At 67.3% G+C, this 26,625-nt stretch carries 25 protein-coding genes and 1 tRNA gene; 8 read left to right on the top strand and 18 right to left on the bottom strand.

Going from position 1 to position 26,625, the window contains the following annotated elements:
- From ettA to ON31_RS31520, 4 genes are all read right to left on the bottom strand, one after another.
- Positions 1–1,612: energy-dependent translational throttle protein EttA (gene ettA / locus ON31_RS31535; RefSeq protein ID WP_039818829.1), on the bottom strand; the 1,612-nt coding region annotated here is incomplete at its 3' end.
- 54 nt (positions 1,613–1,666) lie between these two features.
- Entirely contained in the window at positions 1,667–2,113 is a 447-nt protein-coding gene (locus ON31_RS31530; protein ID WP_063821598.1) for a single-stranded DNA-binding protein, read from the bottom strand.
- 117 nt (positions 2,114–2,230) lie between these two features.
- The gene (locus tag ON31_RS31525) at positions 2,231–3,196 is read right to left on the bottom strand and encodes a threonine/serine dehydratase (protein WP_029927010.1); all 966 of its coding nucleotides are present in this window, start codon (positions 3,194–3,196) and stop codon (positions 2,231–2,233) included.
- Positions 3,197–3,204: 8 nt separating this feature from the next.
- Positions 3,205–5,247: a bifunctional copper resistance protein CopD/cytochrome c oxidase assembly protein gene (locus ON31_RS31520; RefSeq protein ID WP_039818828.1), complete on the bottom strand. Its 2,043-nt coding sequence runs from the start codon at positions 5,245–5,247 to the stop codon at positions 3,205–3,207.
- A gap of 202 nt (positions 5,248–5,449) precedes the next feature.
- Here ON31_RS31520 and ON31_RS31515 point away from each other — a divergent pair.
- Positions 5,450–5,523: transfer RNA gene (locus ON31_RS31515), tRNA-Arg, on the top strand.
- A gap of 215 nt (positions 5,524–5,738) precedes the next feature.
- On the opposite strand, the gene ON31_RS31510 is transcribed toward ON31_RS31515, so the two are convergent.
- Together ON31_RS31510 and ON31_RS31505 are read right to left on the bottom strand one after the other, a co-directional pair.
- Positions 5,739–6,116, bottom strand: coding sequence for a DUF6188 family protein (locus ON31_RS31510; protein ID WP_255222340.1), 378 nt, complete (start codon positions 6,114–6,116; stop codon positions 5,739–5,741).
- A gap of 128 nt (positions 6,117–6,244) precedes the next feature.
- Positions 6,245–6,613, bottom strand: coding sequence for a hypothetical protein (locus ON31_RS31505; RefSeq protein ID WP_039818826.1), 369 nt, complete (start codon positions 6,611–6,613; stop codon positions 6,245–6,247).
- A gap of 129 nt (positions 6,614–6,742) precedes the next feature.
- Between ON31_RS31505 and ON31_RS31500 the strand changes: the two genes are divergently transcribed.
- A complete protein-coding gene (locus tag ON31_RS31500; protein ID WP_039818825.1) occupies positions 6,743–7,660 on the top strand; it encodes a nuclease-related domain-containing protein in 918 nt (305 codons plus the stop codon).
- Positions 7,661–7,755: 95 nt separating this feature from the next.
- Here the strand turns inward: ON31_RS31500 and ON31_RS31495 are convergent, their stop codons facing one another.
- Together ON31_RS31495 and ON31_RS31490 are read right to left on the bottom strand one after the other, a co-directional pair.
- Positions 7,756–7,983: a hypothetical protein gene (locus ON31_RS31495; protein ID WP_147287071.1), complete on the bottom strand. Its 228-nt coding sequence runs from the start codon at positions 7,981–7,983 to the stop codon at positions 7,756–7,758.
- A gap of 74 nt (positions 7,984–8,057) precedes the next feature.
- Positions 8,058–8,882: a hypothetical protein gene (locus ON31_RS31490; protein WP_039818823.1), complete on the bottom strand. Its 825-nt coding sequence runs from the start codon at positions 8,880–8,882 to the stop codon at positions 8,058–8,060.
- A 100-nt stretch (positions 8,883–8,982) separates the two neighbouring features.
- Between ON31_RS31490 and ON31_RS31485 the strand changes: the two genes are divergently transcribed.
- The gene (locus ON31_RS31485; protein ID WP_081592882.1) at positions 8,983–9,597 is read left to right on the top strand and encodes a TetR/AcrR family transcriptional regulator; all 615 of its coding nucleotides are present in this window, start codon (positions 8,983–8,985) and stop codon (positions 9,595–9,597) included.
- 124 nt (positions 9,598–9,721) lie between these two features.
- Here the strand turns inward: ON31_RS31485 and ON31_RS31480 are convergent, their stop codons facing one another.
- The gene (locus ON31_RS31480; RefSeq protein WP_218007414.1) at positions 9,722–9,913 is read right to left on the bottom strand and encodes a DUF2252 family protein; all 192 of its coding nucleotides are present in this window, start codon (positions 9,911–9,913) and stop codon (positions 9,722–9,724) included.
- A gap of 237 nt (positions 9,914–10,150) precedes the next feature.
- On the opposite strand from ON31_RS31480, the gene ON31_RS31475 reads away from it, so the two are divergent.
- Positions 10,151–11,860, top strand: a complete 1,710-nt coding sequence (locus tag ON31_RS31475) for a SulP family inorganic anion transporter (RefSeq protein ID WP_039818819.1) — start codon at positions 10,151–10,153, stop codon at positions 11,858–11,860.
- A gap of 52 nt (positions 11,861–11,912) precedes the next feature.
- On the opposite strand, the gene ON31_RS31470 is transcribed toward ON31_RS31475, so the two are convergent.
- Both ON31_RS31470 and ON31_RS31465 read right to left on the bottom strand, forming a co-directional pair.
- On the bottom strand, positions 11,913–13,808 hold the full coding sequence (locus ON31_RS31470; protein WP_039818818.1) for an alkyl/aryl-sulfatase: 1,896 nt from the start codon (positions 13,806–13,808) through the stop codon (positions 11,913–11,915).
- Between the two features lie 131 nt (positions 13,809–13,939).
- Positions 13,940–14,881 (bottom strand): GlxA family transcriptional regulator, encoded by a 942-nt coding sequence (locus ON31_RS31465; RefSeq protein WP_039818816.1) that lies wholly within the window; start codon positions 14,879–14,881, stop codon positions 13,940–13,942.
- A gap of 110 nt (positions 14,882–14,991) precedes the next feature.
- On the opposite strand from ON31_RS31465, the gene ON31_RS31460 reads away from it, so the two are divergent.
- A complete protein-coding gene (locus tag ON31_RS31460) occupies positions 14,992–15,912 on the top strand; it encodes an NAD-dependent epimerase/dehydratase family protein (RefSeq protein WP_039818815.1) in 921 nt (306 codons plus the stop codon).
- 60 nt (positions 15,913–15,972) lie between these two features.
- On the opposite strand, the gene ON31_RS31455 is transcribed toward ON31_RS31460, so the two are convergent.
- Both ON31_RS31455 and ON31_RS31450 read right to left on the bottom strand, forming a co-directional pair.
- Positions 15,973–16,185, bottom strand: a complete 213-nt coding sequence (locus ON31_RS31455; RefSeq protein WP_039818814.1) for a DUF397 domain-containing protein — start codon at positions 16,183–16,185, stop codon at positions 15,973–15,975.
- Positions 16,175–17,068, bottom strand: a complete 894-nt coding sequence (locus ON31_RS31450) for a helix-turn-helix domain-containing protein (RefSeq protein WP_039818813.1) — start codon at positions 17,066–17,068, stop codon at positions 16,175–16,177. Before ON31_RS31450 ends, ON31_RS31455 begins: the two co-directional genes overlap by 11 nt.
- A 543-nt stretch (positions 17,069–17,611) precedes the next feature.
- Between ON31_RS31450 and ON31_RS31445 the strand changes: the two genes are divergently transcribed.
- On the top strand, positions 17,612–18,841 hold the full coding sequence (locus ON31_RS31445) for a M20 family metallopeptidase (RefSeq protein WP_039818812.1): 1,230 nt from the start codon (positions 17,612–17,614) through the stop codon (positions 18,839–18,841).
- Here ON31_RS31445 and ON31_RS31440 read toward each other — a convergent pair.
- The 5 genes from ON31_RS31440 to ON31_RS31420 all read right to left on the bottom strand — a co-directional run bounded on the left by ON31_RS31440 (position 18,806) and on the right by ON31_RS31420 (position 24,582).
- Positions 18,806–20,164, bottom strand: coding sequence for a cation:proton antiporter (locus ON31_RS31440; protein ID WP_039818811.1), 1,359 nt, complete (start codon positions 20,162–20,164; stop codon positions 18,806–18,808). The two genes, ON31_RS31445 and ON31_RS31440, sit on opposite strands and share 36 nt — an antisense overlap.
- A 9-nt stretch (positions 20,165–20,173) precedes the next feature.
- Positions 20,174–20,962 carry a LuxR C-terminal-related transcriptional regulator gene (locus ON31_RS31435; protein WP_157533825.1) on the bottom strand — a complete coding sequence of 263 codons (789 nt, stop codon included), beginning with the start codon at positions 20,960–20,962 and terminating at the stop codon, positions 20,174–20,176.
- Positions 20,963–21,260: 298 nt separating this feature from the next.
- Positions 21,261–22,535, bottom strand: coding sequence for a tetratricopeptide repeat protein (locus ON31_RS31430; RefSeq protein ID WP_039818809.1), 1,275 nt, complete (start codon positions 22,533–22,535; stop codon positions 21,261–21,263).
- The gene (locus ON31_RS31425; RefSeq protein ID WP_051038104.1) at positions 22,535–24,151 is read right to left on the bottom strand and encodes an NAD(P)/FAD-dependent oxidoreductase; all 1,617 of its coding nucleotides are present in this window, start codon (positions 24,149–24,151) and stop codon (positions 22,535–22,537) included. The genes ON31_RS31430 and ON31_RS31425 overlap by 1 nt, the downstream gene beginning before the upstream one ends.
- Positions 24,151–24,582 (bottom strand): nuclear transport factor 2 family protein, encoded by a 432-nt coding sequence (locus tag ON31_RS31420; RefSeq protein WP_039818807.1) that lies wholly within the window; start codon positions 24,580–24,582, stop codon positions 24,151–24,153. Before ON31_RS31420 ends, ON31_RS31425 begins: the two co-directional genes overlap by 1 nt.
- 127 nt (positions 24,583–24,709) lie before the next feature.
- On the opposite strand from ON31_RS31420, the gene ON31_RS31415 reads away from it, so the two are divergent.
- Complete coding sequence (locus ON31_RS31415; protein ID WP_039818806.1) at positions 24,710–25,669, top strand: NRDE family protein; 960 nt, start codon at positions 24,710–24,712, stop codon at positions 25,667–25,669.
- Positions 25,670–25,681: 12 nt separating this feature from the next.
- Positions 25,682–26,575: a P1 family peptidase gene (locus ON31_RS31410; RefSeq protein WP_039818805.1), complete on the top strand. Its 894-nt coding sequence runs from the start codon at positions 25,682–25,684 to the stop codon at positions 26,573–26,575.
- The last annotated feature ends 50 nt before the right edge of the window (positions 26,576–26,625 follow it).

Below are 26,625 nucleotides of genomic sequence, written 5' to 3'. Positions count from 1 at the left end.
CGATCTTGTTGGCCTCGTACGCCTCGAAGTTGCCCTCGAACCAGAACCACGCCGCCGGATTGTCGTCATTGCCCTCCCACGCCAGGATGTGCGTGCAGGTGCGGTCCAGGAACCAGCGGTCGTGGGAGATGACCACGGCGCAGCCCGGGAAGTTCTCCAGGGCGTTCTCCAGCGAGCCGAGGGTTTCGACGTCGAGGTCGTTGGTCGGCTCGTCGAGCAGGATCAGGTTGCCGCCCTGCTTGAGGGTGAGCGCCAGGTTCAGCCGGTTGCGCTCACCACCGGAGAGCACGCCCGCCGGCTTCTGCTGATCCGGCCCCTTGAAGCCGAAGGCCGAAACATAGGCGCGCGAGGGCATTTCCTGGTTGCCGACCTGGATGTGGTCCAGCCCGTCGGACACCACCTGCCACACCGTCTTGTTGGGATCGATCCCCGCGCGGTTCTGGTCGACGTAGCTCAGCTTGACGGTGTCGCCGACGCGCACGACGCCGCTGTCCGGATCCTCCATGCCGACGATGGTCTTGAACAGCGTCGACTTACCGACACCGTTGGGGCCGATGACGCCGACGATGCCGTTGCGCGGCAGCGAGAACGACAGGTCCTTGATCAGCTGGCGGTCGCCGAAGCCCTTGTCCAGGTGCTCGACCTCGACCACCACATTGCCCAGGCGCGGACCGGCCGGAATCTGGATCTCCTCGAAATCCAACTTCCGCATCTTCTCGGCCTCGGCCGCCATCTCCTCGTAGCGCTGCAGGCGGGCCTTGTTCTTGGCCTGCCGGGCCTTGGCGCCCGAGCGCACCCACGCGAGCTCGTCCTTGAGACGCTTCTGCAGCTTCTGGTCCTTCTTGCCCTGGACCTCGAGCCGCTCGGCCTTCTTCTCCAGGTAGGTGGAGTAGTTGCCCTCGTAGGGGTAGGTGCGGCCGCGGTCGAGCTCGAGGATCCAGCCCGCGACATTGTCGAGGAAGTAGCGGTCGTGGGTGACGGCCAGCACCGCGCCCGGGTACTGGGCGAGGAACTGCTCCAGCCACAGCACCGATTCGGCGTCGAGGTGGTTGGTGGGCTCGTCGAGCAGCAGCAGGTCGGGCTTGCTCAGCAGCAGTTTGCACAGCGCGACACGGCGACGCTCACCACCGGAGAGGTTGGTGACCGGCTCCTCCGGCGGCGGGCAGCGCAGCGCGTCCATCGCCTGCTCGAGCTGGGAGTCGAGATCCCAGGCGTCGGCGTGGTCGAGCTCCTCCTGCAGCTTGCCCATTTCCTCCATGAGCTCGTCGGAGTAGTCGGTGGCCATGAGTTCGGCGATCTCGTTGAAGCGGTCCAGCTTGACCTTGATCTCGCCGAGGCCCTCCTCGACATTGCCGCGAACGGTCTTCTCCTCGTTCAGCGGCGGCTCCTGCTGCAGGATGCCGACCGTGGCACCGGGCGCCAACCAGGCATCACCGTTGTTCGGCTGGTCCAGTCCCGCCATGATCTTCAGCACGCTCGACTTACCAGCGCCGTTCGGCCCCACGACGCCGATTTTGGCGCCGGGGAGGAAGTTCAGGGTCACATTGTCGAGCACGACCTTGTCGCCGTGTGCTTTGCGAACCCCTCGCATTTGGTAGATGAACTCAGCCATATGGAAAATCCTATGCTGCGGCGCTGAGCGCCGCCGTCGAGGGCGGTGGTGGGGTCAGTCCGATGCGGCGGTCGCCACATCGGCCGCCCTGTGTTCGGTATCACCGGGTGGTGTGGTGTGGTCGGTGTCCACGCGTTCGAACCGCTTGCGCTGCACGAGGGCCGTGCAGCGGCCGAGATCCGGACCGAGAGCGAAGGCCCGCAGCTCGAGATCACTGCGCGTCACTCCCTCCCGCGTGCGGTATTCGTGCGAACTGAGCTGTCCGTAGGCGATGACCGGATCGCCGCGGTGCAACGAGGCTTCCACCCCCGCGACCAGCCGCCGCCAGCAGCGCACCGTGAGATAGGTGGTGTCACCGTCGACCCATTCGCCGCGCTGAGTGTCGAAGCGCCGCGGATTGCTGGCCAGTCGAAAACTGATCAGCTGCTCACCGCTGGGCAGTTCCCGTCGCACCGGATGCGTTACCACCGTACCCACTATGGACGTATTGATTTCGTACATCGTTGCTCCCCCTTGCCGACTGGCTTCCGTACCCGGAAGACCTCTCCAGCGTGACGCGCGGGAGACCGGCACGACAGCCCGTCTTCGGGGAGTGGGGATAACTCCGATGCTTGTGAACTACAAGGTTGCCAGATCCGTATTCGCCCCGCACAACACGATGACCGGTCGCTCGTACGGTTTGGGCACGTATACGCCGCTCTGGATGGCGGCGAGCGCGGTAGCACCGGCGGGCTCCACCACGATCCGGAACTCCCGCCACAGGTACTCCCGCGCCATCACGATGGCGTCATCGCTGACCAGCAGCGATTCCACGCCGTAGCGCTGCGCGACCTCCATGGCGATGGCACCGATCCGGCTGGCCCCCAACGAATCCGAGGCCACGCTGGACACCTCCACCTCGACCGGCCGTCCGGCCGCGAGCGCCGCGTGCAGTGTCGGCGCGCCGTGCGGTTCCACGCCGATCACCCGGCCGCGCGGTCCCAGCGCCACCGCGATCCCGGAGACCAGTCCCCCGCCGCCGACGGCCACCAGCACCGGCGGCCGCCCGCGCACCTGATCCTCGATCTCCAGCCCGACCACACCGGCCCCGGCCACGATGGCGGGCTGGTCGTAGGCGTGCAGTTGCAGTGCGCCGCGCTCCACCGCCAGTTCGGTGGCGAACCGGTACGCCTCGGCGTATGTGGTTCCGTGCCACAGCACTTCGGCCCCGTGCGACCACATGGCCGCGACCTTGGTGTGCGGTGCGGATTCCGGCACCACCACCGTGCAGCTCAGTCCGCGCACGGCACTGGCCAGGGCGGCGGCGATACCGGCATTGCCGCCGGAAGCCAGTACCACGCTGTCGACCCCGGCCCGCGCACCCAGCAGCGCGTTCAGGCTGCCGCGCACCTTGAACGTGCCGCCGTGCTGCAGGTATTCCAGTTTCAGCGTGACCGGCACCGGTCCGTGCGGACCCTGGACCTCGGTATGGAACACCGGGGTGACCCGAAACTGCCCGCGCAGCAGCCGTCTGGCCCGCCGCACGTCGGATCGGTAGAGCTTCTTGACCTTTCGCGCCGGGTCCTCCCCGGTCGGCGCGACGATCCGGTCAGTCACTTGCGTACCTCTCGATCCCGTCTCGCCAGTTCGGCGAACATGGCGTTGTGCGCGGCCAGCTCGGCGTCGTCGTCCCGGTCGGCGGCGCGGTCGATACGGTTGGCCAGCCGCTGATCGCTGCGCGACCACTGGATGAGCAGTGCCAACATCACCAATACCAGCGGAATCTCACCGCTGGCCCAGGCCAGGCTGCCGCCATTGCGCTGATCCTCGAGCAGATTGTCGTTCCAACCCAGGCCGAGGCTGCGGTAGAACCAGCCGCCCATGACGGTATTCATGCTCATCAGCGCGACGCCGAAGAAGGCATGGAAGGGCAGGGAGCCGAACACCATGCCCACCTTGGTGAGCGGCTCCACCTGACGCGGCTTGGGGTCGATGCCGATGACCACCCAGTAGAAGAGGTAGCCGCTCACCAGGAAGTGCAGATTCATCAGCAGGTGCGCGCCGTGCGAGTCCACGAACTGGTCGAACAGACCGCCCATGTACAGGCCGTAGAACCCGACCACGAAGAACACCGACGCCACCACGGGCTGGGTCATGAAACGCGACACCGGATTGTGCACCGCCGCCAGAATCCACTCGCGCGGTCCCGGCGGGGCGTCGCGTCCGGCAGGTGGCAGTGCCCGCAGTGCCAGCAGCACCGGCCCGCCCAGCGCGAACAGAATCGGCGCGAGCATGGACAGCAGCATGTGCTGACCCATGTGCACGCTGAACATGGCCGGCGCGTAGCGGCCGATACCGGAGCTCGTCGCGATCAGCAGTACCGCGCAGCCGGACAGCCAGGCGATGGTGCGCCCCACCGGCCAGGCGTCGCCGCGTGCCCGCAGCCGCATCACACCGCGGATATAGAGGACGGCGAGCACGATCGCGAGCGTGCCGTAGATCAGGTCGAACCGCCAGTCGAACAGCAGCCGCGCGGCGGTGGGCGGCCCGGCCAGGTTGTAGCCGAGCTCTACCTCTGCCGGAGTCGGGATCTGCTTCAGCTCCGGCGGCGGGGTGCGCCCGAGCCCGACCGCCAACCCGACCGTGGCGGCGAAGATGAGTGCCTCGACGCCCGCGAACCGGATCAGGGCGCGTCGATCGCCCGGATCGGCCTCCAGCCCGGGGAGCGCGGCGCGCCGCTGGAGATATCCGATGACGCCGAGCACGATGAGCGCCGCCGTCTTGGCCATGATGAGCCGCCCGTAGGTGGTGTCCACCAGATCCGACGGCTCCTGCAACCGCACCCAGGCATTGAGCACGCCGCTGGCCGCGATCACGATGAACGACACCGTCGCGACCGTGGAGAACCGCCGCGTGGCGAGCGCGGTCCACTTACCCCCGCGCAGTGCGTAAGCCAACACCGCGAACAGTCCGCCCACCCAGAACCCGGTGGCGAGCAGATGCAGAATGAGACTGTTGGTCGCCACATCGTGCGACCCGCCCGACGACGAGTGCCCCGTCAGCGCGACCGGCAGCAGCGACAGCACCGACAGCCACAGCAGCACCGGCGTCCAGCCCCAGCGCAGCGCGACCCGGCACCCGACCGCGAGCACCAGCACGAAGAACACGGTGAGCCGCCACGAACTGGCGACATCCACCGTATCGGCGGCCCGCCACACGTCCTCCGGCCGCAGCGAGTCCGCGAGGGGCTGCCCGGTCGTATCCGACAGGGTGAGCGGCACCAGCAACGCCGAGGCCCCCGCCCACGCCAGCGCCGAATTGGCGGCCCGCCGCAGCGCCCGATACCCGCCCACATCGAGCAGCCCATCCTGCTGCGGCGGCACCAGGAACGCGGCGAACAACAGCGATCCCACGGTCAACGCCGCCGAGAAATCGGCGACAGCCCGCACTGCGGGCAACCCGTACGTCGTGAGCGGCCCAGGATCCGGAATCCCGAGCAACGTCAGCGCCTCCGCCGCCGACAACCCCACCACCAGCGCCGCCACCATAGCCGCGAACGCCCCCGCCAGAGCCGCGAGCACACCAAACGTCGCCCCCGACCCCGACCGATTGGCCTGGAGGTCGGCGACTGCGGGCGGGTCCTGCGGAGACGACATACGACTCAGGGTAGTTCGAAGCGCCGATCCGGACTCCCACGGGGTTTCCCGACCCCCGGTCCGCACCACCCCACCCGACGCGCCCCCACCCACGCCACGCCCACCATCCCCCATCTGGACGGTCGCTATACTTAACCCGCTGGACACCACGATCGATATCGGCCAAGGTGTTTGGTGGCACAAAGCCGTGCACCACCCGACTGCCTCCGTAGCTCAGTTGGATAGAGCAAGGGCCTTCTAATCCCTAGGTCGCAGGTTCGATTCCTGCCGGGGGCACTTTCCCACCCTGACCTGCGCGAACGCGCACACCTACACCAATACCCATCCCATACAGCGCTCAAACACCAAGGAACTTTCACCGGGCTGATCCCCTGATGGGCAGGATCTCGACGCCATCGTGGCTGGAAGACTTCGACACCGAACTGCGGCGCGCTGGCCGAGCCGAGGTGCCTGGAATATCGACACCCTCGTTGAACCGGCCTTGGGGAGACCTATTTGCATGCGGACCAAATCGCGAACTCGCCACCCGGCATACAGATGACTCGGTAGCCGCCGGGTCCTACAACACCCCATGCTTCGTAGTGCTGGTCGACAGGAACGTGGAGCCTGGCGCCGGAGTCGAATTCGAGGGTTAAACCGCTGATTTCGTCGGCGTCAGCCCTCGTCACTGCGGCACTCACGAGGGTCTCGAGTTCGGAACTGATACTGGCATAGTCGTCGGAGGTCGCGTGGAGCACGGCTCCGTCAGCTGTTGGCAGTGTCAGGTCGCCTTCGATCTGCAGTTCGAACTCCGCTCCCAACTCGATCGTCACCGTGTGCTCCGCACGGACGGTGGTCGCGCGGTGTCCTACTATTCGTAGCTTCGTCACAGGGCTGTTCCGTCTCAGTCGGTCGCATTCCACGACCGCGGATGCGATCGTGTGCTGGTGTTCCAAGTCTCGGCCCAGCTGCTATCCGGATGTACGGGCGGCCCGAGGAGCGTTGCGGAGGCGGAGCCTTACAAGACCTCGATCTGCGACGGCTCGGGCAGCGTCGGCGGGCGCTCGTCGGTGTACCAGGCGTACTCGATTCCGCTGAGCCTGCCATGCTCGACCCAAAGAATGACCTCGCCGATCGGCTCCTCTCCGCTATCGGTGACCGCTCCGCTGGCGAAGATCCCATCCGCCGAATCCGATGCGGCCACCACGTCGGCCGGAACCACCACATCGACGCTGGGCGAACCGATACCCCAGGTCGCGACGATCTGCGCATCCGGAATTTGACGCAGATAGTCATGCGCGCCTGACCTTCCTGTGGCCAGTAGTTTGGCGATGACGCCGCACTCCAGGTCGGTCAGAGCCCGAGGCTGAATCGGTGTGACACTCATCGGTTCTCCAGGAGGTTCTTGCGATATGTCACGGAATGTACGCGGTGCCGATCTCGAGGACGCCACAGATCGTGGCGCCGCGAATCTCGACGGTGTAGCCGTTGATTGTTCGAGCCAGAGGATTCGACGTTGTTCGAATTGCTGGAATCCGGCGCATTCGCCGCGCCTGTGGTCGGCGGATCGGTCATGCTGGATGCGGTAGCCGTGCGCAGGGGGCTGGTCACGATGCGAATCATGGTGCTGTCCGACCACATCGGCGAGCAGTTGCGGCTCTCCGAACAGCAACTCGACGAGACCGCGGCGAATCAGGCTGCCTGGCACAGCTATTACGCGCAGGCACAGACCGAGTGGGAGACCGCCAAACGCGCCAAACCCTTCTGGAAGCGGATACTGGCCGTCCCCACCGAGGCCGAGGAAGCCGCACAGCACCACGTCGGCCAGGCGGCACAGCAGGTGGCGTGGGCGGACTACAGCACGCAGCAGGCATACGGCCGGATGCGGCAGCACGGGGCGGGTGCGTACGGTGAGGACCTGCTGGCCTGGAGCCTGTCGGCCCTGTCCGACGCGTGGGTCATGCTGCGCGGCTACCGAAACCGGCGCGGTGAGACCGACAGCGTGCTGATCGGACCCGACGGAGTCTGGGCCATCGAGGTCAAGCGCCGCCGAGTTCTGCTACACGCGGTCGGCGACCAGTGGTGGTTCCAGAATATCAGCGCACGCGGGAATCTGTACGAATCCGAATGGGCCGTCGACGGCGGCGGCCGCAGCTGGCCCCAGCAGGTCGGCCAGATCGCGCACGAGCTGGAGGCATGGCTGACGCGGCAGGGGCATCAGATCGCAGTTCACACCGCGGTCATGCTCATGCACGAGCACGCCCAACTCGTCGAAGTAGCGAACCCCGCGGTCGATTTCGTCGGCACCCACCCCCACCTGCTCCTGAATACGATCAGGCACCTCTCCTCACACCTGACTCCGGGCGACTGCGCCGAAATCGCTCGGCTGGTCGAGCGCGACCATCGCTTCCACGCCAACCGCCGACGACGATGACCGACCGACCAACGCACCTTCGATGCTGATCACCTACCGCATTCGCGGCGGCACGACTACCGAATTCACACTCCAGTCGAGAAGCTCAGAGTTCATCACGCTTGGTACCGGCGAACGTCACCGCCAACCTCGCGGACATCATCGACTCCGAGCTTCTGGTTCGTCGATAGCCTGTCCACTCCGATCGAATCAGCGATCTCGAACACTTTGACAACCTGTGTCGCGTTGAGTTCGTTCAATTTATAAGCGACGAAGTCGGAATCACCATCATCGCCTCGGCAGACCATCGGTCCCGCCGTGGCGCGCCAGCGCCTCAGCCGCATCGACCTCAACGGTAACGTTCGGATCGTCCAGCTGTCTCTCATCACCTGGTACCGCGCAAGCTGCGTCCATGGGGTCAGCTGGGCCAATTGATCATCAGCTCGGCCAGTTCGGGATGTATTCCGTCGAGGCATTTCACCAGTTCCGTATCGGACACGCTTGTGTCCAGGCGCGGCAGTTCGTCCCACACTCGGCGTAGCAGCGCATTTCCGCCGAGGTCGTACAGCGATTCGGCCGCCACGTGCAGCCGCGATTGGTACCAGCCGTAGTTGACCGGACCAACCTCCGCGTAGAGACGCTCGAAATCGGCCAACGATCGATGATCCAAGCGCATCGAATCGATCGACGCCACCACCGCGGGGAAGGTGCGGAGGTCGGTCAGCGCGGCGTGCTCGGTTGCCACCATGGCGGAGTGCAGGCACAGGTTCGCGAACAACTCGCGTAGCCACAGGCGTGGAAACTCACGATCAGCCTGTAGATGAAACAGGTGAGCCAACTCGTGAATCGCGAGAAGGTCGAAGAACCGGCCGAGCCGCCAGGCCCCGTCCAGGTCGCCGTATACGGCGCGCAAGCGCTCCAGCCCAGCGGGTACCCACGCCCCCACCTGCGGCACAAACGCCAACCAGAAATCGTTCTGCTCGCCGGCCACCACGAGTGTGTATTCATCGGCGAAATGCGGCATCCCGTAGACCGGGAAGGTCGCGTGTGCGTGCCAGTCGGTGGATGACAGCACTTTGACCTCGACACGGGGAGCGAAAGCCAGGACTCCCGCCAGGTGATCGAGCGACCTCGCAGCCCGCGCGAGCACCTGCCGCGCGACACTTTCGACACCATCGCTGGCCAGGACAGGAATCCGACCATCCTCGACAGTAGTCAGCCCGGTGGAAATGACGGTGGCCATGGCATGTCTCCTTTGGAGTCCCGCTGCCTGGACTGTGAGTCCAGATTCTTAGTCTGGACCCACAGTCTGACATTGTCAACGCGCGCTCTACGCTGAGGACATGACCACCCGTCGCTACACGCGCGCGCCCGTCCGTTCCGACACTGTCGAGCGTGTGCTCGCGGCGGCCGAAACCGCCGTTCACGAAGGTCGTTTCCACACCCTCACCATGGAGGACATCGCCCGGGAGGCCGGCGTCGCGAGGGCAACGTTGTTCAGCCGCTTCGGATCTCGGCTCGGGGTACTCGAGGCGCTCAACACCCGCTGCGGAGACAGTCCCGAGATCCACGAACTTCGGGCGGCGCTCGACGTCGAGGACCCGATGCGGTCATTGGAGACGCTCGTGAGAGCCAGTTGCCGGGTCTGGGAACGGTGGGGCGGCATCCAGCGGCACCTGCGCGCAGTTGTCGTACTGGAACCAGAAGTCCGGCCACTGATCGAGACCCAGCGCACCTTTCAGCGTCGTTCCCTGGAATCGCTGGCGCTCCGGCTCGACGAAGTCGGCGCGCTCCGCGAACCAGATCCCGGACGCGCCGCCGCCATGCTCCACCTACTGACCAGTCTCGAGGCATTCATCGAGTTGAGGGAGGAATCCGGTCTCTCCCTCGATGAGACGATCGCGGCGGTATGGACGTTGGTCGGCGGGGTCGTGGCAGTCGACCCGGACCAGGACTGATGGTCCGGCTAAGGATCATTCGACCGACGCCGACGGAGGTCAGCCCAGGACGATGGTGGAGCGCGACGCTACGGGAGTTGCGGATGGGGGCACCTCACACGCGGTGAGTGAATCGGCGCGGAGGTCAGGATTCCGTGGCCGCCTCCACTCGTCCGGCTTCGATGGCTCGCGCGAGCGCCCGGTGGTCCTCGGCGGTCTGATCGGCGTAGGCGAGGGCGAAGTCGCCCATCGCGCGGTCGAAGGTTTCGGCCGTGCCGAGGTAAGCCCGATCTACCTCCGGGTATCGGCGACCGCCAGTCCGAGGGTGCTCGGTCATATCGACCATGGTGCCCACCTGCACGGACCGGCAACTCACCCGAATCGAATGAAAAGGGGCAGGGCCGTGCCGCACACGAGCGGCTGGGCGACCGTCGAATTCACCCGGATCAGGTGAGCGGCCGACGTCACCCGCCGCCCTACGGTGGCCGGTGGGCAGTGTCCGGTGATGGGCGCGGGCCGTGGTCGCACAGGCATCGGTGCACTCCAACACGGGCCGATGCCCGCACGAGAACGGATGGCAGCCATGGCATGGCCGGTGTTTCAGTCGTTGCAGGGGTACCGCTCGCGGTGGCTGCGCGCCGACGCGATCGCGGGCCTCACCGTCTGGGCGGTCCTGGTGCCGGAGGCGCTGGCCTACGCGTCGATCGCGGGCGTCCCGCCGGTCGCGGGACTGTACGCGGCGCTGCCGGCGCTGGTGCTCTACGCATTGGCGGGCAGTTCCCGGCACCTGGTTGTCGGGCCGATGTCGGCGACCGCGGCGCTGTCGGCGGCGATCATCACCCCGCTCGCGGGCTCCGACGGCGGCCGGTACATCGCGCTGTCGACCGCTCTGGCCATCGCGACCGGCGTGGTCGGCTTGCTGGCCGGACTGGCCCGGCTCGGGTTCGTGGCCAATTTCATCTCCGAGCCCGTACTCAAGGGCTTCATCGTCGGCCTGGCATTGACGATCATCATCGGACAGGTTCCGAAACTGCTCGGCATCGACAAGCGCGACGGGGACTTCTTCGAACAAGCCTGGGGAGTCATCACCCACCTGGGCGAGATCAACTGGCGGACAGCGCTGCTCGGTGCGCTCAGCCTCGTCGTGGTCCTAGGATTTCGCCGCTGGCTGCCGCTGGTGCCCGGATCGCTGCTGGCCGTGCTGCTCGGGATCCTCGCCGTCGCCGCCCTGCACCTGGACGACCACGGCGTCGATATCGTCGGGCATATCGACGCGGGCCTGCCCACTGTCGGACCACCCGACGGCCTGAGCTTACACGACTATCTGGACCTGCTCGGTCCCGCGGTCGGGGTGCTGTTGATCGGATTCGCCGAGGGGTTGGGCGCGGCGAAAACCTATGCGGCCACAGCGGGTTACACCGTGGATCCCAATCGGGAGCTGTTCGGCATGGGTGCGGCGAACCTGGGTGCGGGTCTCAGCTCGGGAATGGTGGTGAACGGCAGCCTGTCCAAGACGGCCGTCAACGGCTCGGCGGGTGCCAAGACACAGATGAGCGGCCTGATCGTCGCGGCACTGACCGCGCTGACACTGCTGTTTCTGACCGGTCTGTTCGAGAAGCTGCCCGAGGCCACGCTGGCCGGTGTGGTGATCGCCGCGGTGATCGAGCTGGTCGATATCGCGGCACTGCGCAGGCTCTATCGGGTCTGGACCGACCGGCTGGGCAGCATCTACGGCAAAGCCGCCCGCGCGGACTTCACCGCCGCGGTGGCGGCCATGCTCGGCGTGCTGCTGTTCGACACTCTGCCCGGACTGCTGATCGGCATCGGCATCTCCATGGTGCTGCTCGTCTACCGGGCCTCCCAACCGCACGTGACGGCGTTGGCCGCGCAGGGAACGCTGTGGCTGGACGCCGATCGTCACCCGGACCTGCCCCGGCGCGCCGACGTGCTGGTCGTGCGCGTGGAATCCGGGCTGTTCTTCGCCAATGCCGATTACGTGCGGGAGCACATCGAGCGCATGTGCACCGATGCGACCCGGCTCGTCGTGCTCGACGCCGAAACCTCTCCGACCATCGACGTCAGCGCGGCAACCATGCTCACCGACCTCCGCGACAGCCTCGCCCGTCGCCGCATCGACTTCCGGATCGCGCGGTCGATCGGCCAGTTCGGCGACGAACTCCGCTCCGCCGACACCGGAAACCGGGCGGTACCGGTGTATCCGACCATCAGCGCCGCCGTCGCCGACCTGCCCGAGCACACCGGACCCGCCCGCGACGGCGACTAGGCTTCCCGTCCAGTCTTAGACGGCCTCCGTGGATCGCGGCGTCGAGGTGTGTCTAGTCCGGGGTGACGATCGCGAAGTTCTTGTCGCCGGGGTCGAGCACCGCGGCCAGACGTTGCAGGACCGACGTATCTCCGGTGAGCTCGCTGCCGGAGTTCGCGAGATTGTCCGCGGACAGTCCGCCGAGTACCAGCATCGGGAGGCTCCGGCGGGTGGTGGTCAGCGTGGCATCGGCCGTGCCGCGCTGTGGACGGCCGCTGTAGGTCAGCACCCCGTTGGCCAGCCACAGGCGATAGCGCTGGTCGGTATCGGTGAGCACGATGTCGATCGACAGTTTCTCGTCCCACGCCTTCGGTCCGTCGATCTGGATCGCGATGGCATCGAAGAGCATCGTCGGCGAGAGGTTGTTGATGACGTCGGGCGCGGTGGTCTCGGTGGGGGTGCCGAACCGTCCGTCGCGCAGTTCGGTCGCGCCGGAGAGGTAGAAGCTGCGCCAGGTGCCGTTCTCCGCGCCGTATCCGAGCTGTTCGTAGGTGTCGGCGAGGAGTTCGCGGGCTTGGGCGTGGTCCGGCTGGGCGAACATGACGTGGTTGAGAACCTGTGCGACCCAGCGGAAGTCGCCCGCGTCGAAGGATTCGCGGGCCTTGGCGACGACCGCGTCGGCACCGCCCATGAAGTCCACATAACGCTTGGACTGCTCTACCGGGGTGTGCTCCCACAGGCTGGCCGGATTGCCGTCGAACCAGCCGAGATAGCGCTGGTAGACCGCCTTGACATTGTGGCTGACCGACCCGTAGTAACCGTGGGCGCTCCACGCGTTCTCGAGCGACGGGGGCAACTGGATCTCTTCGGCGATCTCCGGGCCGGTGAGGCCCTTGTTCATCAACCTCAGCGTCTGGTCGTGCACGTAGGCGTACAGGTCGCGCTGGGTGGACAGGAAGGCCCGCACCCGCTCGTTGTCCCAGACCGGCCAGTGATGTGAGGCGAATACGACTTCGACCTCGTCGCCGAACAGGTCGATGGTCTCGGTGATGTAGTTGGCCCATCCGTGCGGGTCGCGCACGACCGCGCCGCGCAGCGTCAGCAGATTGTGGAAGGTGTGCGTCGCGTCCTCGGCCGCGCACAGGGCCTTGAAGTCGGGGAAGTAGATCAGCATCTCCGAGGGGGCCTCGGTATCCGGCGCCATCTGGAACACCATCCGCACCCCGTCGATGGTTTCCTCGTGACCGGTGGTGGTGATGATGTCGGTGGGCGCGATGAGCGAGACGGTTCCGGTGGAAACCGTCTGGCCGAGCCCGGCCCCGACCTGACCTTGTGGACCGCGGGCGAGGGCGGCGCCGTACATATAGGCAGCACGGCGGTTCATCGCGATTCCCGCGTACACGTTCTCCGACACCGCGTGCTCGAGGAAGCCCTCGGGCGCGAGGATCTGCACCGACCCGTCGTCGACCTGTTCCTGAGACACGAATCCCCTTGTGCCGCCGAAGTGGTCGGCATGGGAGTGCGTGTAGATGATCGCCTTGATCGGGCGGTCGCCACGGTGCTGCCGGTACAGCTCCAACGCCGCGCGGCCGGTCTCGACCGACAGCAGGGTGTCGACCACGATGACGCCCGCGTCGCCCTCGACGAAAGTGGTGTTCGACAGATCCATGCCGCGCACCTGGTAGATCCCCGGCACCACCTCGAACAGCCCGTCGACCGCCGCGAGCCGGGACTGCCGCCAGAGACTCGGGTTGACCGTGTCGGGAGCGTCGCCGTCGAGGAAGGAGTACGTGTCGTTGTCCCAGAGCACCGTCCCATCGGCCGCGGTGACCGCGTTCGGCGTGCGTCGGCCGATCAACCCCCGGGTGGCGTCGTCGAAGTCTCGAGTATCGGAGAAGGGCAGCTGCCGCAGTAACTCCTGGTGCTGGCGAACAACGGACTCGGATGCCGGTTTCGATGTCGCAGTCATAGCGGAAGTCTGCGATCCCGCCGCTGGATCGGCCTCACCCGAGCAGGGTGAAGTAGACGATTCACGGTCGCGGTCGGCCGGTGCCGCGCCACCTCGTGGGCGATGGTTTTCCGGCCCGAAGGGGACGATGCTCAGCGGCGGCTGAATGCGGTGCGGTAGGCGCTGGGGGTCAGGCCGTGCCGTTTCATCAGGTGCAGGCGCAGCGATTCTCCGGTGCCCAGGCCGGAGCGGCGGGCCACCTCGGGCACGGGTAGGTCGGTGACCTCCAGCAGTTCACGCGCCCGGTCGATGCGCTGGTGCAGCAGCCATTGCAGCGGACTGCATCCCGTTTCCGCACGGAAGCGGCGGGTGAGGGTGCGGGTACTGACGTGGGCGTGGGCCGCCAGCTCACGCAGGGTGAGCGGTTCGTCGAGTCGCGCCGATGCCCAGGCGCGGGTTTCGGCCAGTGAGATCCCTGTCTCCGGCGGGAGGGGCGTTTCGATGAACTGTGCCTGGCCGCCGGGGCGAATGGGCGCGACCACGGCCAGACGCGCCACCGCGTTGGCCACGGCCGCGCCGTGATCGCGGCGCACGATGTGTACGCACAGGTCCAGCCCGGCGGCCAATCCGGCCGAGGTGAGGATCTGGCCGTCGTCGACGAAGAGCACATCCGGTTGCAGCCGTACCGCGGGAAAGAGCTCACTCATCCGGGTCGAGTACTGCCAGTACGTGGTCGCGGGACGCCCGTCGAGAAGACCTGCCTGCGCCAGGACGAAAGCTCCGGTGCAGATGGAGGCGATGCGAGTGCCCGCGGCGGCGGCCGCGCGGAGGGCGGCCAGGACACGCGGGTCGCCGTCCACGTGGGCGCCGGTGCCGGTGACGATCACGGTATCGGCCGCCTCGAGCCGGTCCAGGCCCGCGCTGATCACGACATCGCGTCCCACGAATGCGGGCACGATGCCCGGATCGGCGGTGCACACCACGACGTCGTACACCGGTTCGCCGGCGACCCGTACTGCGGGAAAGACCATTTCGGGAATAGCGAGGTCGAAGGTGGTCACCGGGGGGACTGCGAGAACGACGACGCGGTGCATGGCTCGATCCTTGGGATGTACGGCATTCAGGCCACTACCGTACGCGTTTCGGGCCGGGCACAGTCGGTTGCGGACCGCCGCCGGGGTGGCTCGAGCCGAGGAGGAAAGCAATGTCTCTGCATGTCGTCGCTGGTGCCGGTAGCACGGGGAGCCGCACCGCTCTACTGCTGGCCGAAGCAGGCGAGCAGGTGCGGCTGGTCAGCCGACGCGGGCTCGGGCCCGACCATCCGTTGATCGACAAGGTGGTTGCCGACACCACCGACGCCGACGGGCTCACCGCGTTGACCGCGGGCGCACAGACCCTGATCAACACCACCTGGCCCGCCTACGACCGATGGCCCACGGACTTTCCGCCCATCGCCGCGGGCGTGCTCGCCGCGGCCGAACGCACGGGCGCGAACTACGTGTCGCTCAGTAATACCTACGGCTACGGCCGGGTGGACGGGCCCATGACCGAGGAGCTGCCCATGTCCCCGATCGCGGTGAAAGGTGCTGTGCGAGCGCGCATGTGGCTCGACGCGCTCGCCGCGCACGAGGCGGGCCGGGTGCGCGTCACCGAGGTACGTGCCTCGGACTACCTGGGTCGAGACGCCGGATCGCTGTTCAATTTCCTGGTGACGCGCAATGTGATCGCCGGGGAACCCGCCAGCTACCCGGGCGACCCGGACGTACCGAAGAGCTGGTCGTTCGTCGACGATGTCGCACTGACGCTGGCCACCGTCGCCCGCGACGAGCGTTCCTGGGGACGGGCCTGGCACGTTCCGTCGACGGTGATGTCACTGCGGGCCGTCGTCGAGCGTCTCGCGAAGCTGACCAACGCCCCTGTGCCGCAACTGGTTCCGATGTCGCTGACCGCGCTGGCGTGGGCTGGGGCGGGCGACCCCATCTCGGCGGAGATGATCGAGATGTTCTACTCGCTGGAACATCCCGATGTCCTCGACTCGACCCTGACCCAGCGCACCTTCGACCTGTCCCCCACTCCCATCGATACGGTGCTCGCCGACACCGCCTGCTACGGCACCACCGGGTAGCGCCTACAACCCGGTGTTGCCACCCGCGTTCGGAACCGGGTGGCAACCGGGTCGGCCAGCTCATGGTTGATCGAGCCGCCCGGACCGGACCGCACCCACGAACGCATCCCAGCAGAAGGCGTCGAAGACGAGCGCCGGGCCGGTCGGGTTCTTGGAGTCTCGGACCCCGACCCGGTCACCTCCCACGCCGAGGAACGCGACCTCCACGCATTCCTGACCGCCTCCGGAGTGGCTCGACTTGAACCATCTCGCACCCGGTAGTTCACTGTTCACTGTCGAATCTCCTTGCGGTCTCTCGCAATAGGGAACGGCTGGGCAGCACCGGCAGTGCGGCCGCGCCGAGAGTGCGATGTGCCGCGCGATAGCGGGCGACATCGGAAACGTCTTCGAAGTACATTCCGCCCGTGTAGTTTTCCGCGAACACCACCGTGGGTTCGACGTCCCCGCGAGCGGTGGGAGCGAAGTCGAGGATCACGAACGGGGACATGCCGACACCGAGTGGCAGTCCGGCATGGAACGGCAGTACGCGTACGGAGACATTGTCCGTGGTGCCGATGTCCGCCAGCCGCCGCAGCTGAGCGGCCATGACTCTCGGCGAACCGACCACGGTGCGAAGAACGTTCTCGTGCACGATGACATCGGCGACGGCGGGGCTTCGCTTGCGCGCGAGTACGGCTTGGCGGCGGATGCGGAGTTCGATCCGGCGGTCGCTCTCGATGTCGTCGTCGTCCGGGAAGTACACCCGGTCCATGGCACGAGCGTATTCGGCTGTCTGCAATAGGCCGGGCACTACCAGCGGCTGATAGAAGGAAAGCCGGGCGGCTCCCGCCTCCAAGCCGAGATAGGTGTTGAAGCCCGCCGCGATCAGATCGGTGAAGGAATACCACCATGATCGTGTACTGGCCTGGGTGGCAAGAGTCTTCAGCACGCCGGTCTGCTCGTCCGGCAGACCGTAGATCTGGCAGAGATCATCGATCTCCCGGACCCGGACTCGTTCGGCCTGCCCCTTCTCCAGCCGCCCCAGTGTGGATTTGCCCCACTCCATGAGCTTCGCGGCTTGCTCGAGGGATAGCCCCATACCCTCGCGAGCCTCACGCAGCGCCCGCCCGAGCTGACGCCGCGGCAGGGTCGATCCAACGCCATGGTCCTCAGACACGTCCGGCCCCCTTGGCCCGCATCGGTCCAGCTCCGTTCCCATTCTGGGAAATAGCGTAGGACCGTCCCAGGACGGGCGGCGGGCATTCACCCCACTTTCGTAAATATTCGCCACCTCGACGGCCCAACCAGCGCGCACGACCACCCTGAGTTCCCACTTGCCGACGAATGGAGGCCGAGATGGCGTGGGACGCATGGGCTCTGCTGGCGATTCTGGCGCTGTGCGGCAGCGTCATCGTCTGGTCGTGCTGGGGTTTCTACCGTGACAGCCACCCGGGGCGAGCCGAATCGTTCCGATTACCACTCAGCGGAGGCGGCCATGTCACCATTCCCGTGACCGGTGGCCGCCGTGGTGGTCGCCATCGCACTCGACGCCGCGCGCGGACTGCCACCCGGATGCTCCACCCGATCGGGGGATGCCCGGTGCCCCGAAGTGTCGGCGAGGATTCGTAAAACCCTGCCCCACAGTCCGCTACGGCGCGCGGTACGGGATCAGCGCGTACCGTCCGGCGCACGCGGACGCCGACCCTCCGAGGGGGTAATCGTGGACATCGACGCCTTGACGGCCGCGATCGACGAGCGGGAACTCATCGAGTTCACGCGACGACTGGTGCGGAGATACACGCCACGGGAGGAGGGGCGGGGAGAACGGGCCGTCGCGAATCTGTTGCTCGCCACGATGCGGGAATGGGGGTGGAGTGCCACGCTTTTCGAGGCGGAGGGGCGGCCGAACATCGTGGTGACGGTGGATGGGGGCGGTGGGGAAGGGCCGATGCTGGCCTTCGAGGGGCATGTGGATGTGGTGGCGGAGGGGGACGTCGGGCAGTGGAGTGTCGATCCCTTCGGCGGCGAGATCAGGGACGGCAGGCTGTACGGGCGGGGTGCCGCGGATATGAAATCCGGTGTCGCGGCGATGCTGTACGCGGTGCGGGCGCTGCAACTGTCCGGGCCCTTTCCCGGTCGGGTGCGCCTGCTGCTGCTCGCCGACGAAGAGGGGATGATGACGGGTGCGAAAGCCGCTGTGGCGCAGGGGTTCGTTCGCGATGTCGACGGGGTGATCTGCGGTGAGCCCGAGGGCGACGAGGTGTGCCCGGTGTCGAAGGGAGCGATGCGGCTCAGGGTGGATTTCACGGGGGTGATGAGCCATGGGGCGATACCGTGGCAGGGACGGAACACCCTGCCCGCATTGGCCCGGGCGGTGCTCGGCCTCCAGGATCTCGAGTGCCGGTTGGTGCGAGAGGTGGGCGGTCGACCGCCGCTGGGCGCGCCGTCCATCACGCCCACGGTGGCACTGGCGGGGACCGCGGATCAGATCAATACGATTCCGGGCAGCAGCTCACTGTTCCTCGATATCCGGACGGTGCCCGGCGTGGACCACGAGGTGCTGTCGAAACGGATCGATCGGTGCGTCGACGCCGCGGCGCGGGGGTGTGGGGTCGGATCGGCGGTCACCGTGATCGACGATCGCCCCTGGGTCGCAACCGATCCGGACGGCCCGCTGGTCACCGCCCTGATCGCCGGACACGAGATCGTCAATGGCGTCCGGCCCCGCCTCGGCGGCGTACCGGGCACCACCGACGGCACCATTCTCACCGCGCACGGCGGGGTTCCGAGTGTGGTGTACGGGCCGGGCGGCAAGTGGATCGCGCATATGGCCGACGAGTGGGTGGCCGTGCGCGACCTGAAGCGGTATGCGCTGACCTATGCGGTCGCGGCACGGCTGTTCCTGACCGGCGGATCAGGTGGGAGCGACCGCGGCGCGGCCGTCGGGTAGCGCCGGAGGCAACGGTTCCTCGCCGTCCGGTCCGAAAGTCCTTCCATTCCTTCGAATATTGCGTTCGATCAGGCGCAGGACCGGGGTGGACAGGAAGGTGGTGACAATCGCCATCAGGGCGAGGATCGTGTACAGCTCGCCGGTGATGAGGCCCGCGCTCAGGCCGATATTGAGCAGGATCAGTTCCATGAGCCCGCGCGCATTGGCCAGCGCGCCCATGGCCGCCGCTTCGCGCCACCCCATACCCTGCCACCGCGCGGCCAACCCGACGGCCCCGAACTTCCCGGCGAACGACACCACCAGGACCAGCGCGGCCATCAGCAGCACCTCGGGGGCGAAGATCAGGCCGAGTTCGGTGTTCAGCCCGGAGTAGATGAAGAAGCCGGGCAGCAGCAGGTAGGACACCAACGGTTCCAGCCGTTCCCGCACCCGGTCCAGCAGTTCGCCACGCGGCATCACCGCACCGGCGACGAACGCGCCGAACACCGAATAGATACCGATCCAGTCGGTGAACCAGGCCGCCAGCAGCACCACGATCAGGATGACCGACAGGTGCGCGATCGGCAGACCGCCCACCTGCGCAGCGCCGTCGCGCGGGGTCCAGGTGTTCAGTCGGGCCAGCCAGCGCCGCGCCACGTACACCATGAACAGCAGGTAGCCCAGCGCCCCGACCGCGGTGATCAACGCACCGCTCATCTCGTCCTTGGCGGTGGCGACCACCGTCGCCAACAGCACCCACGCGCACGCGTCGTCCACGGCCGCGCACGACAGCGACATGGTGCCGAGCCGGGTGTGCAGCAGTCCGGAATCGTGCACGATCCACGCCAGCATGGGAAACGCCGTGATCGCGACGGCGGAGGCCACGAACAGCGCACCCTGCCACCCGGCGGCCCGCTCGGTGAAGTAGCCGCCCTGCCCGACCAGCCACCAGCCGACCAGCCCGCCCAGCAGCAGCGGCACCGCCACGCCCGCGGCCGATGTGGCCCCGGCCTGACGCAGATGTGCGCCGAGGATGTCCAGTTTGAAGGACGCTCCCACCAGGAACATGTAGAGCACCAGCCCGAGCTGGCCGACCACGTAGATGGCGACCAGGTTGGGATGCGTGATCGAGGTGCCCTCCAGGGTGGTCGGAAACAGCCAGTGCTGGGCCGACGGCCAGATCCAGCCCAGTACGGACGGTCCGAGCACGAATCCGGCGACCATGATCGCGACCACCTGCACCTGTCCGAGCCGCCGGAACACGTGCCAGAGCAGGCGATAGGTCACCAGGATCACGGCCACCTGCAGGAAGAAGTGGGTGGCTATCTGCAGCAGACTGGGCACGGCCGTTCCTCACGCTCGGCTGGCCACGGCGCGCACCGCCCGCCCGCCGCGGCCGCGGCCGCGCGTCCCGGTGGCGTCCAGGCCGGTCGCACGGCACAGATTCGCGCGGACGGCCACCACGGCGGCCTCGATCCGGCTGGCCACACCGAGTTTGGTGAGGATGCGGCTGACGTGGTCCTTCACCGTATCCGGGCTGATGAACAGGCGAGCGCCGACCTCGCGATTGGACAGACCGTCGACGATCAGCAGCAGGATCTCACGCTCGCGTTCGGTCAGGGTCGCCAGACGTCGACGCGCATCGGGGTCCGCTATGGCGGGGGTGAGTGGGGTGCGATGCGGTGGGGCGGCGGCGACCATGACGCCGGTGGCCACCAGCTTCAGCGCGTGCAGTACCGCGGGTGGGCCGAAGTCGGCCGCCAGCAGGACATCCGGATGCTCGGTCGCGGAGCGGGGGACGCCGCGTGCCACCAGTAGCGCGATGAGCGGCGGGTGATCCAGTGCGCGCAGTCGACGGACGAGGGCGGGCAGGTCGCGTGGCACCTCCACCGACGCATCGAGCAGGACGATATCGGGGCGACAGCGCACCACCTGCTCCACGACTTCGCCGCAGGTCGATCTCCCAGCGAGCGTCAGATTGGTGACCGATGCCACCGCGCGCTCGAAATCGTCATGTACGAACGGGAATTCGGATGCGACGACCAGGGTGCGCCGGGTCTGCGACGACAACCGCGCTCCGGTGACGACGCTGATATTGGGGCATATCCGGGTTTCCAGCCCTGATCCACGAGTTAGCTGCATATCAGCCTCCGAGCTCGGTGCGGATGAAAGGTGCCGGGACGATCGGCGTCGGATGCTCCAAAACTGTGTCCTCCCATGTGCGTACGCCCTCGTTCCGAGCCCCCCCGGGCGTGATCGGATAAGCCTCGACAGCGTCGTCATGGCACGAACTTCTGTTGAATCTCTATCCGCGGAGATGCGTTCAACAGGCGGTCGGAATTGTTCTGATCGAAGATCACGACCCGCTACCGAGGAAGTCTAAGCGACCCACCATAGACCCACATACCCCCGAACAGGGGGGGGTGGAAGCCGGGTCAAATCAGGCGACGCGACAGGTGACCAGCGGGCGTGTCCCGACCCGGGCCCCGGACGGTATCAGCAGGTCGGCGCCACCGCTGTGAGCACAGTTGACCAGCAGTTCCAGCACCAGATCGCGCTGAATCATACTGCCGCCCAGTGCGACAACCTCCGGCAGCACCGATATCAACCCCCGCACAGCCGATTCCGGGTTCGCACCGCAATACTCCACGAAGCTCTCCGCCACCCGTATCGCCGTATGGCGCGGTCGCACCATGTCATCCGCGCTCCCGGCGCGGTCCTCCGCTATCTCCGCGGCGATCCGGCGGGCCAACTCGTGGCGGTCCGCTCCAACGAGCGCGAGCAGGGTGTGCAGATCGACGAACGCGGAGTTGGAGCTGGCCCGTATCTCCACCGCCCGGTGCGCCAGGGCGTCGAAATCGTCCGGCCCGGCGATGCCCGCCAATCGCAGTCGCCACAGCAGGGATACCGCGTCACAGAACTGCATCGCCGAGGACGGACCGGCGACCGTGCCGAGGATCTCGGCCACCAGTTCGGCCAGCCCGTCCCGGTCGGCGACCGCCATCGAGGCGAGGGCGCGATGCCAGGTCAGATGCGTCCGCAACAGGCACCGCTGCGCGCTCCAGTGACCGGTCGTCGCACCGAGCAGCCCCCCGACCGCGCCGTAGTCGCGCCGCTCGAAATAGATATGCGCACAGGCGTGTACGGCCCAGGGATTGTCGACCGGGGCCAGCTCCAACGCGCGCTCCCCGGCGGCGGCCGCGTCGGCGTAGGCGTCGTTCTCGCCGTAGGCGAAGGCGAGCATGGCCAGCAGATAGGGGTGGGCCGCGCTCGCGCCCTCGACCAGCAGCGGGCTGGATGTCAAGCGGGACAGCATGATCCGCGTCGATCCAGACAGGAAGTCGACCTGGTGCCCGGCGGCGAGCGCCAGTTCATCCGTCGGGAACTCGGCCGAGATGGCGAGCAGTCGAGCGCTGGCCGCCCGATAGGCGCGGTTCAGCAACAACCGCACGACCTCGAGGTGCGCCGCCTCCCACGGGCGGATGGCGGCGGGATCGATCCGGCCCAGCGCCGCGCGGACATCGTCCGGCGGGAGCACGCCGCCCAGCAGATACTGGTAGGCGCGCAGCACGACGACCACGGGTGCGCCCGCGACCTCGTCGTCCACCTCGTCCAGCGACCACACCATGGACCGGTCGAACCGCAAGAGCCCGTTGACGAACCCCGATACGACTCCCGACGCGTCAGTGCCGAACGGCGATCTGTCGCCGGACATCAGGACGCGACCACACCCGAGCGTTCCGCATCGGCCTCGGCCGGTAGCCCACCGAGATACAGCTCCCGAATGCCGGGGCGGGCGCCGCGCGCCCAGGCGACGGCCTGCGCCACCTTGTCGGCGTCGATATCGAAGAAGGGCTGCGACATGTCGGTCAGTCCGAAAGACGGTGGCACGAAGTCGACATCGGCGAACAGGGTGCGGAATTCGCGCGCGGCGGTCTCCATACTGATCTCCCAGTTCCAGTACGACTCGATGATCCGGTCAGCTCGACTGTAGAAGGCGTCGATGAAACCGTCGACCCGGGAACCCGGCGCGCAACCCGGCCGTAGCACCGACGACCCGCCGCCGTCGGCCGCGACGAGCTGGGACACCGTGCGCAGTTGCTGTTCGGTTCGCATGGTCCCGGTCACCTGATTGACCTGCCACACCCGGAACCAGGCATTCCACAGGTCGAAGGCGGCGAACGAGCGGAACGCGCCCGACACCAGGAAGTCGTTCTCCTCGATCAGGCCGGCCTGCAACGCGTCGATGTCCTCGAAGACCTCCGGCACGAAACCCGCCGCGAAACGATTGATCAGCCGTTCCGCCAACCGGTCGACGACCATGGCCGTGTTCTGCATGCCGCGCGAGAACAGCGGATCGATGAAGCCCGCGGCATTGGAGGTCAGGCACCAGCGCGCGCCGACCGTCCGGGTCGCCGTGTACTGGAGTCTGCCGGTGCTCGTCCACTCCCGCTCGACACGCGCGTGCTCGAACTGCCGCGCGATATCGGGATGGTCGGCGAGGAAGGTGGCGAAGGCCCGCTGCGGGTTCGGCATCGGAGATTCGTCGCCGTTGTCGATCCGCCAGCAGATGCCCACGCTGCACCGGGGATTCGCGGACCGGACGCTGTTGTCGAAGGGAATGACCCACATCCAGCCGCCGTCGAAGACGTGGTGCAGTGTCCCCGTGTGCCACCGCCGCGGGGCGCGGATGGTCGTCACCTCGTCGAAGGGGATGACGCCGGTCATATGCGTGAAGATGGATTTCGACTTGGTGCGCAGCCCCTCGGTGGTGCGCAGGCCGAAAGCGTCGGCCAGGTACGAACCTCGACCGGTGGCGTCGACCACGTAGTCGGCCGAGATCCGCGTCCCGTCGACACCTTCGAAGTGCACGCCGCGCTCGGTCACCTCGATCGAGCGCGTCGGGACCCCCTCCAACAGCGCCGCGCCGCGGTCCCGTGCCCGGCAGGCCAGCCAGTGGTCGACGTCCGCGCGATACAGATGGGATTCGGTCGACACGATCTCCGACAGCGGGAACTGGTGCACCTTGGCGGGATCGGCGCGCTTGTCGTGGTAGACGAAGCCGAAATTGTCCTTCATACCGCAGGTGCCGACGCGTTCGATCAGATCGTCGAACGACGACAGCGCCGCCAGTTCCGGCACACCGTATTTGACGCTCATCAAGGTGTAGAGCTTGGAGGTGTTCGGGATGGTGGATTCGCCGATCGCGAATCGGGGATGCCGCTTGGCGTCGACCATGCAGGTGCGCAGCCCGGCCGCTTGCAGGCACAGCGCCAGCGTACTGCCGGACAGCCCGGAACCGAGGATGAGGACATCGAATTCGCCGTTCATCACCGCACGCTCCCGGTGGATCCACGCTGCAGCGGCGTCTGCTGGTGGTACTGCATCAGCCAGCGTCCGTCGCGCCGCACGTAGACGGTCGAGATCGCGGCGTAGATTCCGTCCAGGCCGACCCGCTTCTGATACATCTCGTAGAACACCAGAAACGCGTCGGGTCCCAGCGCGCGCTCATGGAATTCGAGAATCTGATACGTCTCGATACGCGGAGCCGCGGCCACCGCGTCGAGAACGCTGCGCCGGGTCAGCGTGGCATGCGGTGAGGGCACCGCGAATACCGCGTCCTCGGCCGTGACCCGCGCATAGAATTCGGCGCCCGCATCGGAGCTCAACGCCCGCCATTGCCGGAACTCGATCTCGGTCGGACTCGGATCGTTCGGCTCCCCCACGACCGATCCGCCGTGGTCTTCCACCGCTGTGGTCATGCGCGAAATCCTAATCTCCTTGCGGCACAAGGACATCCCCCTGACCGGGGGAATCGAACGGGGTCGCGATCGGGGTACCCTCGCACCGATGGGAGTGGGGCGGACCGCATGACGAGGTGGATGGCCGATGTGTACCTGCGTATTTCTTCTCGACGACAAGGCCGCGCGTTTCCTCGCCATCGAGTCGCATGAGCAACCCGTGCATCGGCCACATGGTTTCGAGGCGGCCCGGAGACTCGGCCTCCACCCGCGTTGTTCGTACGGTCCGCATTGGCACGACAATCCCGAACTCCTCCAACGCATTCCGGCGAGCCGAACCCCGAACCCCGACGCCCTGTCCGACGTCGTCGGGGGCATCGACGCCGAGGGCGGCACCTGGCTCGCGTTCAATCGCCGCAGCGGGGTCTACTGCCGTCTGCTCACCACCGGTACCGCCGCGCCCGCAGCCGTCACGACGCTGCCGATCCTGTGCGCCACCGCCGAATCCGCCCGGCACGCGGTACATCTCGTCGAGGAACTGCCACCCGCCGACACCGCCACACTCGCTTACCGACTGCTGATCGCGGACGGCCACGACGCCACGGTGATCGCCGTCGACGGCCCCGCGGTGACGACGACGGCACTCCCCCCGGGTGTTCCGCACCTGCTGACCACCGCCGAACCGACGGACGGCGGCGCGCTCGGCAAGCGGCTCATCGACCGCCTCACCCGGCTGCCCGCCCCTACCGCGAGTCTCGACTCGTGGGGGCCGTGGCTGTCGGTCTACACCGGTGCCGACGAGCCGGGCCCGGACTATCACAGCCCGGCCTGGACCGCGTACACGTACTCCGCCGTGCAGCCTCCATTCATCACGACGGCCACCGAATCGCACAAGACCGCAGCGGCGTTCGCTGCGGAGAGTCCGGATGAGGTGGAGTGGACGGCGAGCGTGTCCCTGTATGCCGCGCGGCCCGACGGCGTGGAACTCTTCGCCTACAACGAACGTCAGCTGTTCCCCTACCAACCCGTGCCGACCGAGGTGGCGCGAATGGGTTTCCCGGCCACGCCGGACGACTTCTTCGTCCCTGTCGCAGGCGCCCAGCACTGAGGTGAGGTCACTGTGACAATCGGTATTCCCGATGTGCGGGTCGGACATTGGACCGATCCGACCGGTGAGACGGGATGCAGCGTCGTCCTGTTTCCCGAGGGCACGACCGCGTCGTGCGAGGTGCGCGGCGGCGCGCCCGCCAGCCGCGAACTGGATGTGCTGGCGCCGGACAAGATGGTGCCCTGCGCGGACGCCGCCGTGCTCACCGGCGGCTCCGCCTTCGGTCTCGCCGCCGCCGACGGTGTCATGCGCTTTCTCGAGGAGAGCGGGCGCGGTGTGCCCACCCCCGGCGGGCCGGTCCCCATCGTGCCGACCCTGGCGCTGTTCGATTTGGCCGTGGGGAATCCGGCGGCCCGGCCCACCGCGGCGAACGGATACGAGGCGGCGCGCACGGCCACCGGACTCCCGATCGTCTCCGGTCGGATCGGCGCGGGCGCGGGCGCGTACACCGCGCATTGGCGCGGCCCCGGCGGACGCCGCCCCGGTGGGCTCACCTATGCCGAGCACCGCTGGGACGACGTGGTGGTGGGCGCGCTGTGCGTGGTGAACGCCTACGGCGATATCGATTACGGCGCCGCGGACATCGAATTGGACGCGGTCACCCAGCTACACGACATCGATCTGGGAGCACGCATGCACACGACGATCGGCGTGGTGGTCACCAACGCCCGGCTGGACAAGCTGGGCTGCCAGGCGGTCGCACAGGGCGCGCACGACGGCCTGTCCCGTGCCCTCACACCGCCGCACGGACGCTTCGACGGCGATGGGTTTATCTGTGCCGCAACAGGCTCGGTCCAGGCCGATGTCGATGTCGTGCGACTCATGGCGCTGGCGGCCGTCACCCGGGCGATCCGCTCGGTCGGGCCGCCGCACACCCGGCACACCACCACCCGGAGGAGCCTGTGAACCATCGGCACCGTCCGAGGCCGCCGCTGCCCCTCCCGATCACCGTGTTC

The organism is Nocardia otitidiscaviarum NBRC 14405, from assembly GCF_000308635.1.
GTDB lineage: Bacteria > Actinomycetota > Actinomycetes > Mycobacteriales > Mycobacteriaceae > Nocardia > Nocardia otitidiscaviarum.
Note: the sequence above shows the minus strand (reverse complement) of the source record. Positions and strands in the feature narration are given on the sequence as shown.

Bases quoted from the DNA above. Each gene is read 5' to 3' on its own strand.
- ON31_RS31485 (WP_081592882.1), top strand. From the start codon at position 8,983: ATGACCACCCGTCGCTACACGCGCGCGCCCGTCCGTTCCGACACTGTC.
- ON31_RS31495 (WP_147287071.1), bottom strand. From the start codon at position 7,983: ATGCGGCTGAGGCGCTGGCGCGCCACGGCGGGACCGATGGTCTGCCGA.
- ON31_RS31465 (WP_039818816.1), bottom strand. From the start codon at position 14,881: ATGCACCGCGTCGTCGTTCTCGCAGTCCCCCCGGTGACCACCTTCGAC.
- ON31_RS31435 (WP_157533825.1), bottom strand. From the start codon at position 20,962: ATGCAGCTAACTCGTGGATCAGGGCTGGAAACCCGGATATGCCCCAAT.
- ON31_RS31460 (WP_039818815.1), top strand. From the start codon at position 14,992: ATGTCTCTGCATGTCGTCGCTGGTGCCGGTAGCACGGGGAGCCGCACC.
- ON31_RS31520 (WP_039818828.1), bottom strand. From the start codon at position 5,247: ATGTCGTCTCCGCAGGACCCGCCCGCAGTCGCCGACCTCCAGGCCAAT.
- ON31_RS31415 (WP_039818806.1), top strand. From the start codon at position 24,710: ATGTGTACCTGCGTATTTCTTCTCGACGACAAGGCCGCGCGTTTCCTC.
- ON31_RS31425 (WP_051038104.1), bottom strand. From the start codon at position 24,151: ATGAACGGCGAATTCGATGTCCTCATCCTCGGTTCCGGGCTGTCCGGC.
- ON31_RS31420 (WP_039818807.1), bottom strand. From the start codon at position 24,582: ATGACCACAGCGGTGGAAGACCACGGCGGATCGGTCGTGGGGGAGCCG.
- ON31_RS31480 (WP_218007414.1), bottom strand. From the start codon at position 9,913: ATGACCGAGCACCCTCGGACTGGCGGTCGCCGATACCCGGAGGTAGAT.
- ON31_RS31470 (WP_039818818.1), bottom strand. From the start codon at position 13,808: ATGACTGCGACATCGAAACCGGCATCCGAGTCCGTTGTTCGCCAGCAC.
- ON31_RS31530 (WP_063821598.1), bottom strand. From the start codon at position 2,113: ATGTACGAAATCAATACGTCCATAGTGGGTACGGTGGTAACGCATCCG.
- ON31_RS31430 (WP_039818809.1), bottom strand. From the start codon at position 22,535: ATGTCCGGCGACAGATCGCCGTTCGGCACTGACGCGTCGGGAGTCGTA.
- ON31_RS31505 (WP_039818826.1), bottom strand. From the start codon at position 6,613: ATGAGTGTCACACCGATTCAGCCTCGGGCTCTGACCGACCTGGAGTGC.
- ON31_RS31490 (WP_039818823.1), bottom strand. From the start codon at position 8,882: ATGGCCACCGTCATTTCCACCGGGCTGACTACTGTCGAGGATGGTCGG.
- ON31_RS31475 (WP_039818819.1), top strand. From the start codon at position 10,151: ATGGCAGCCATGGCATGGCCGGTGTTTCAGTCGTTGCAGGGGTACCGC.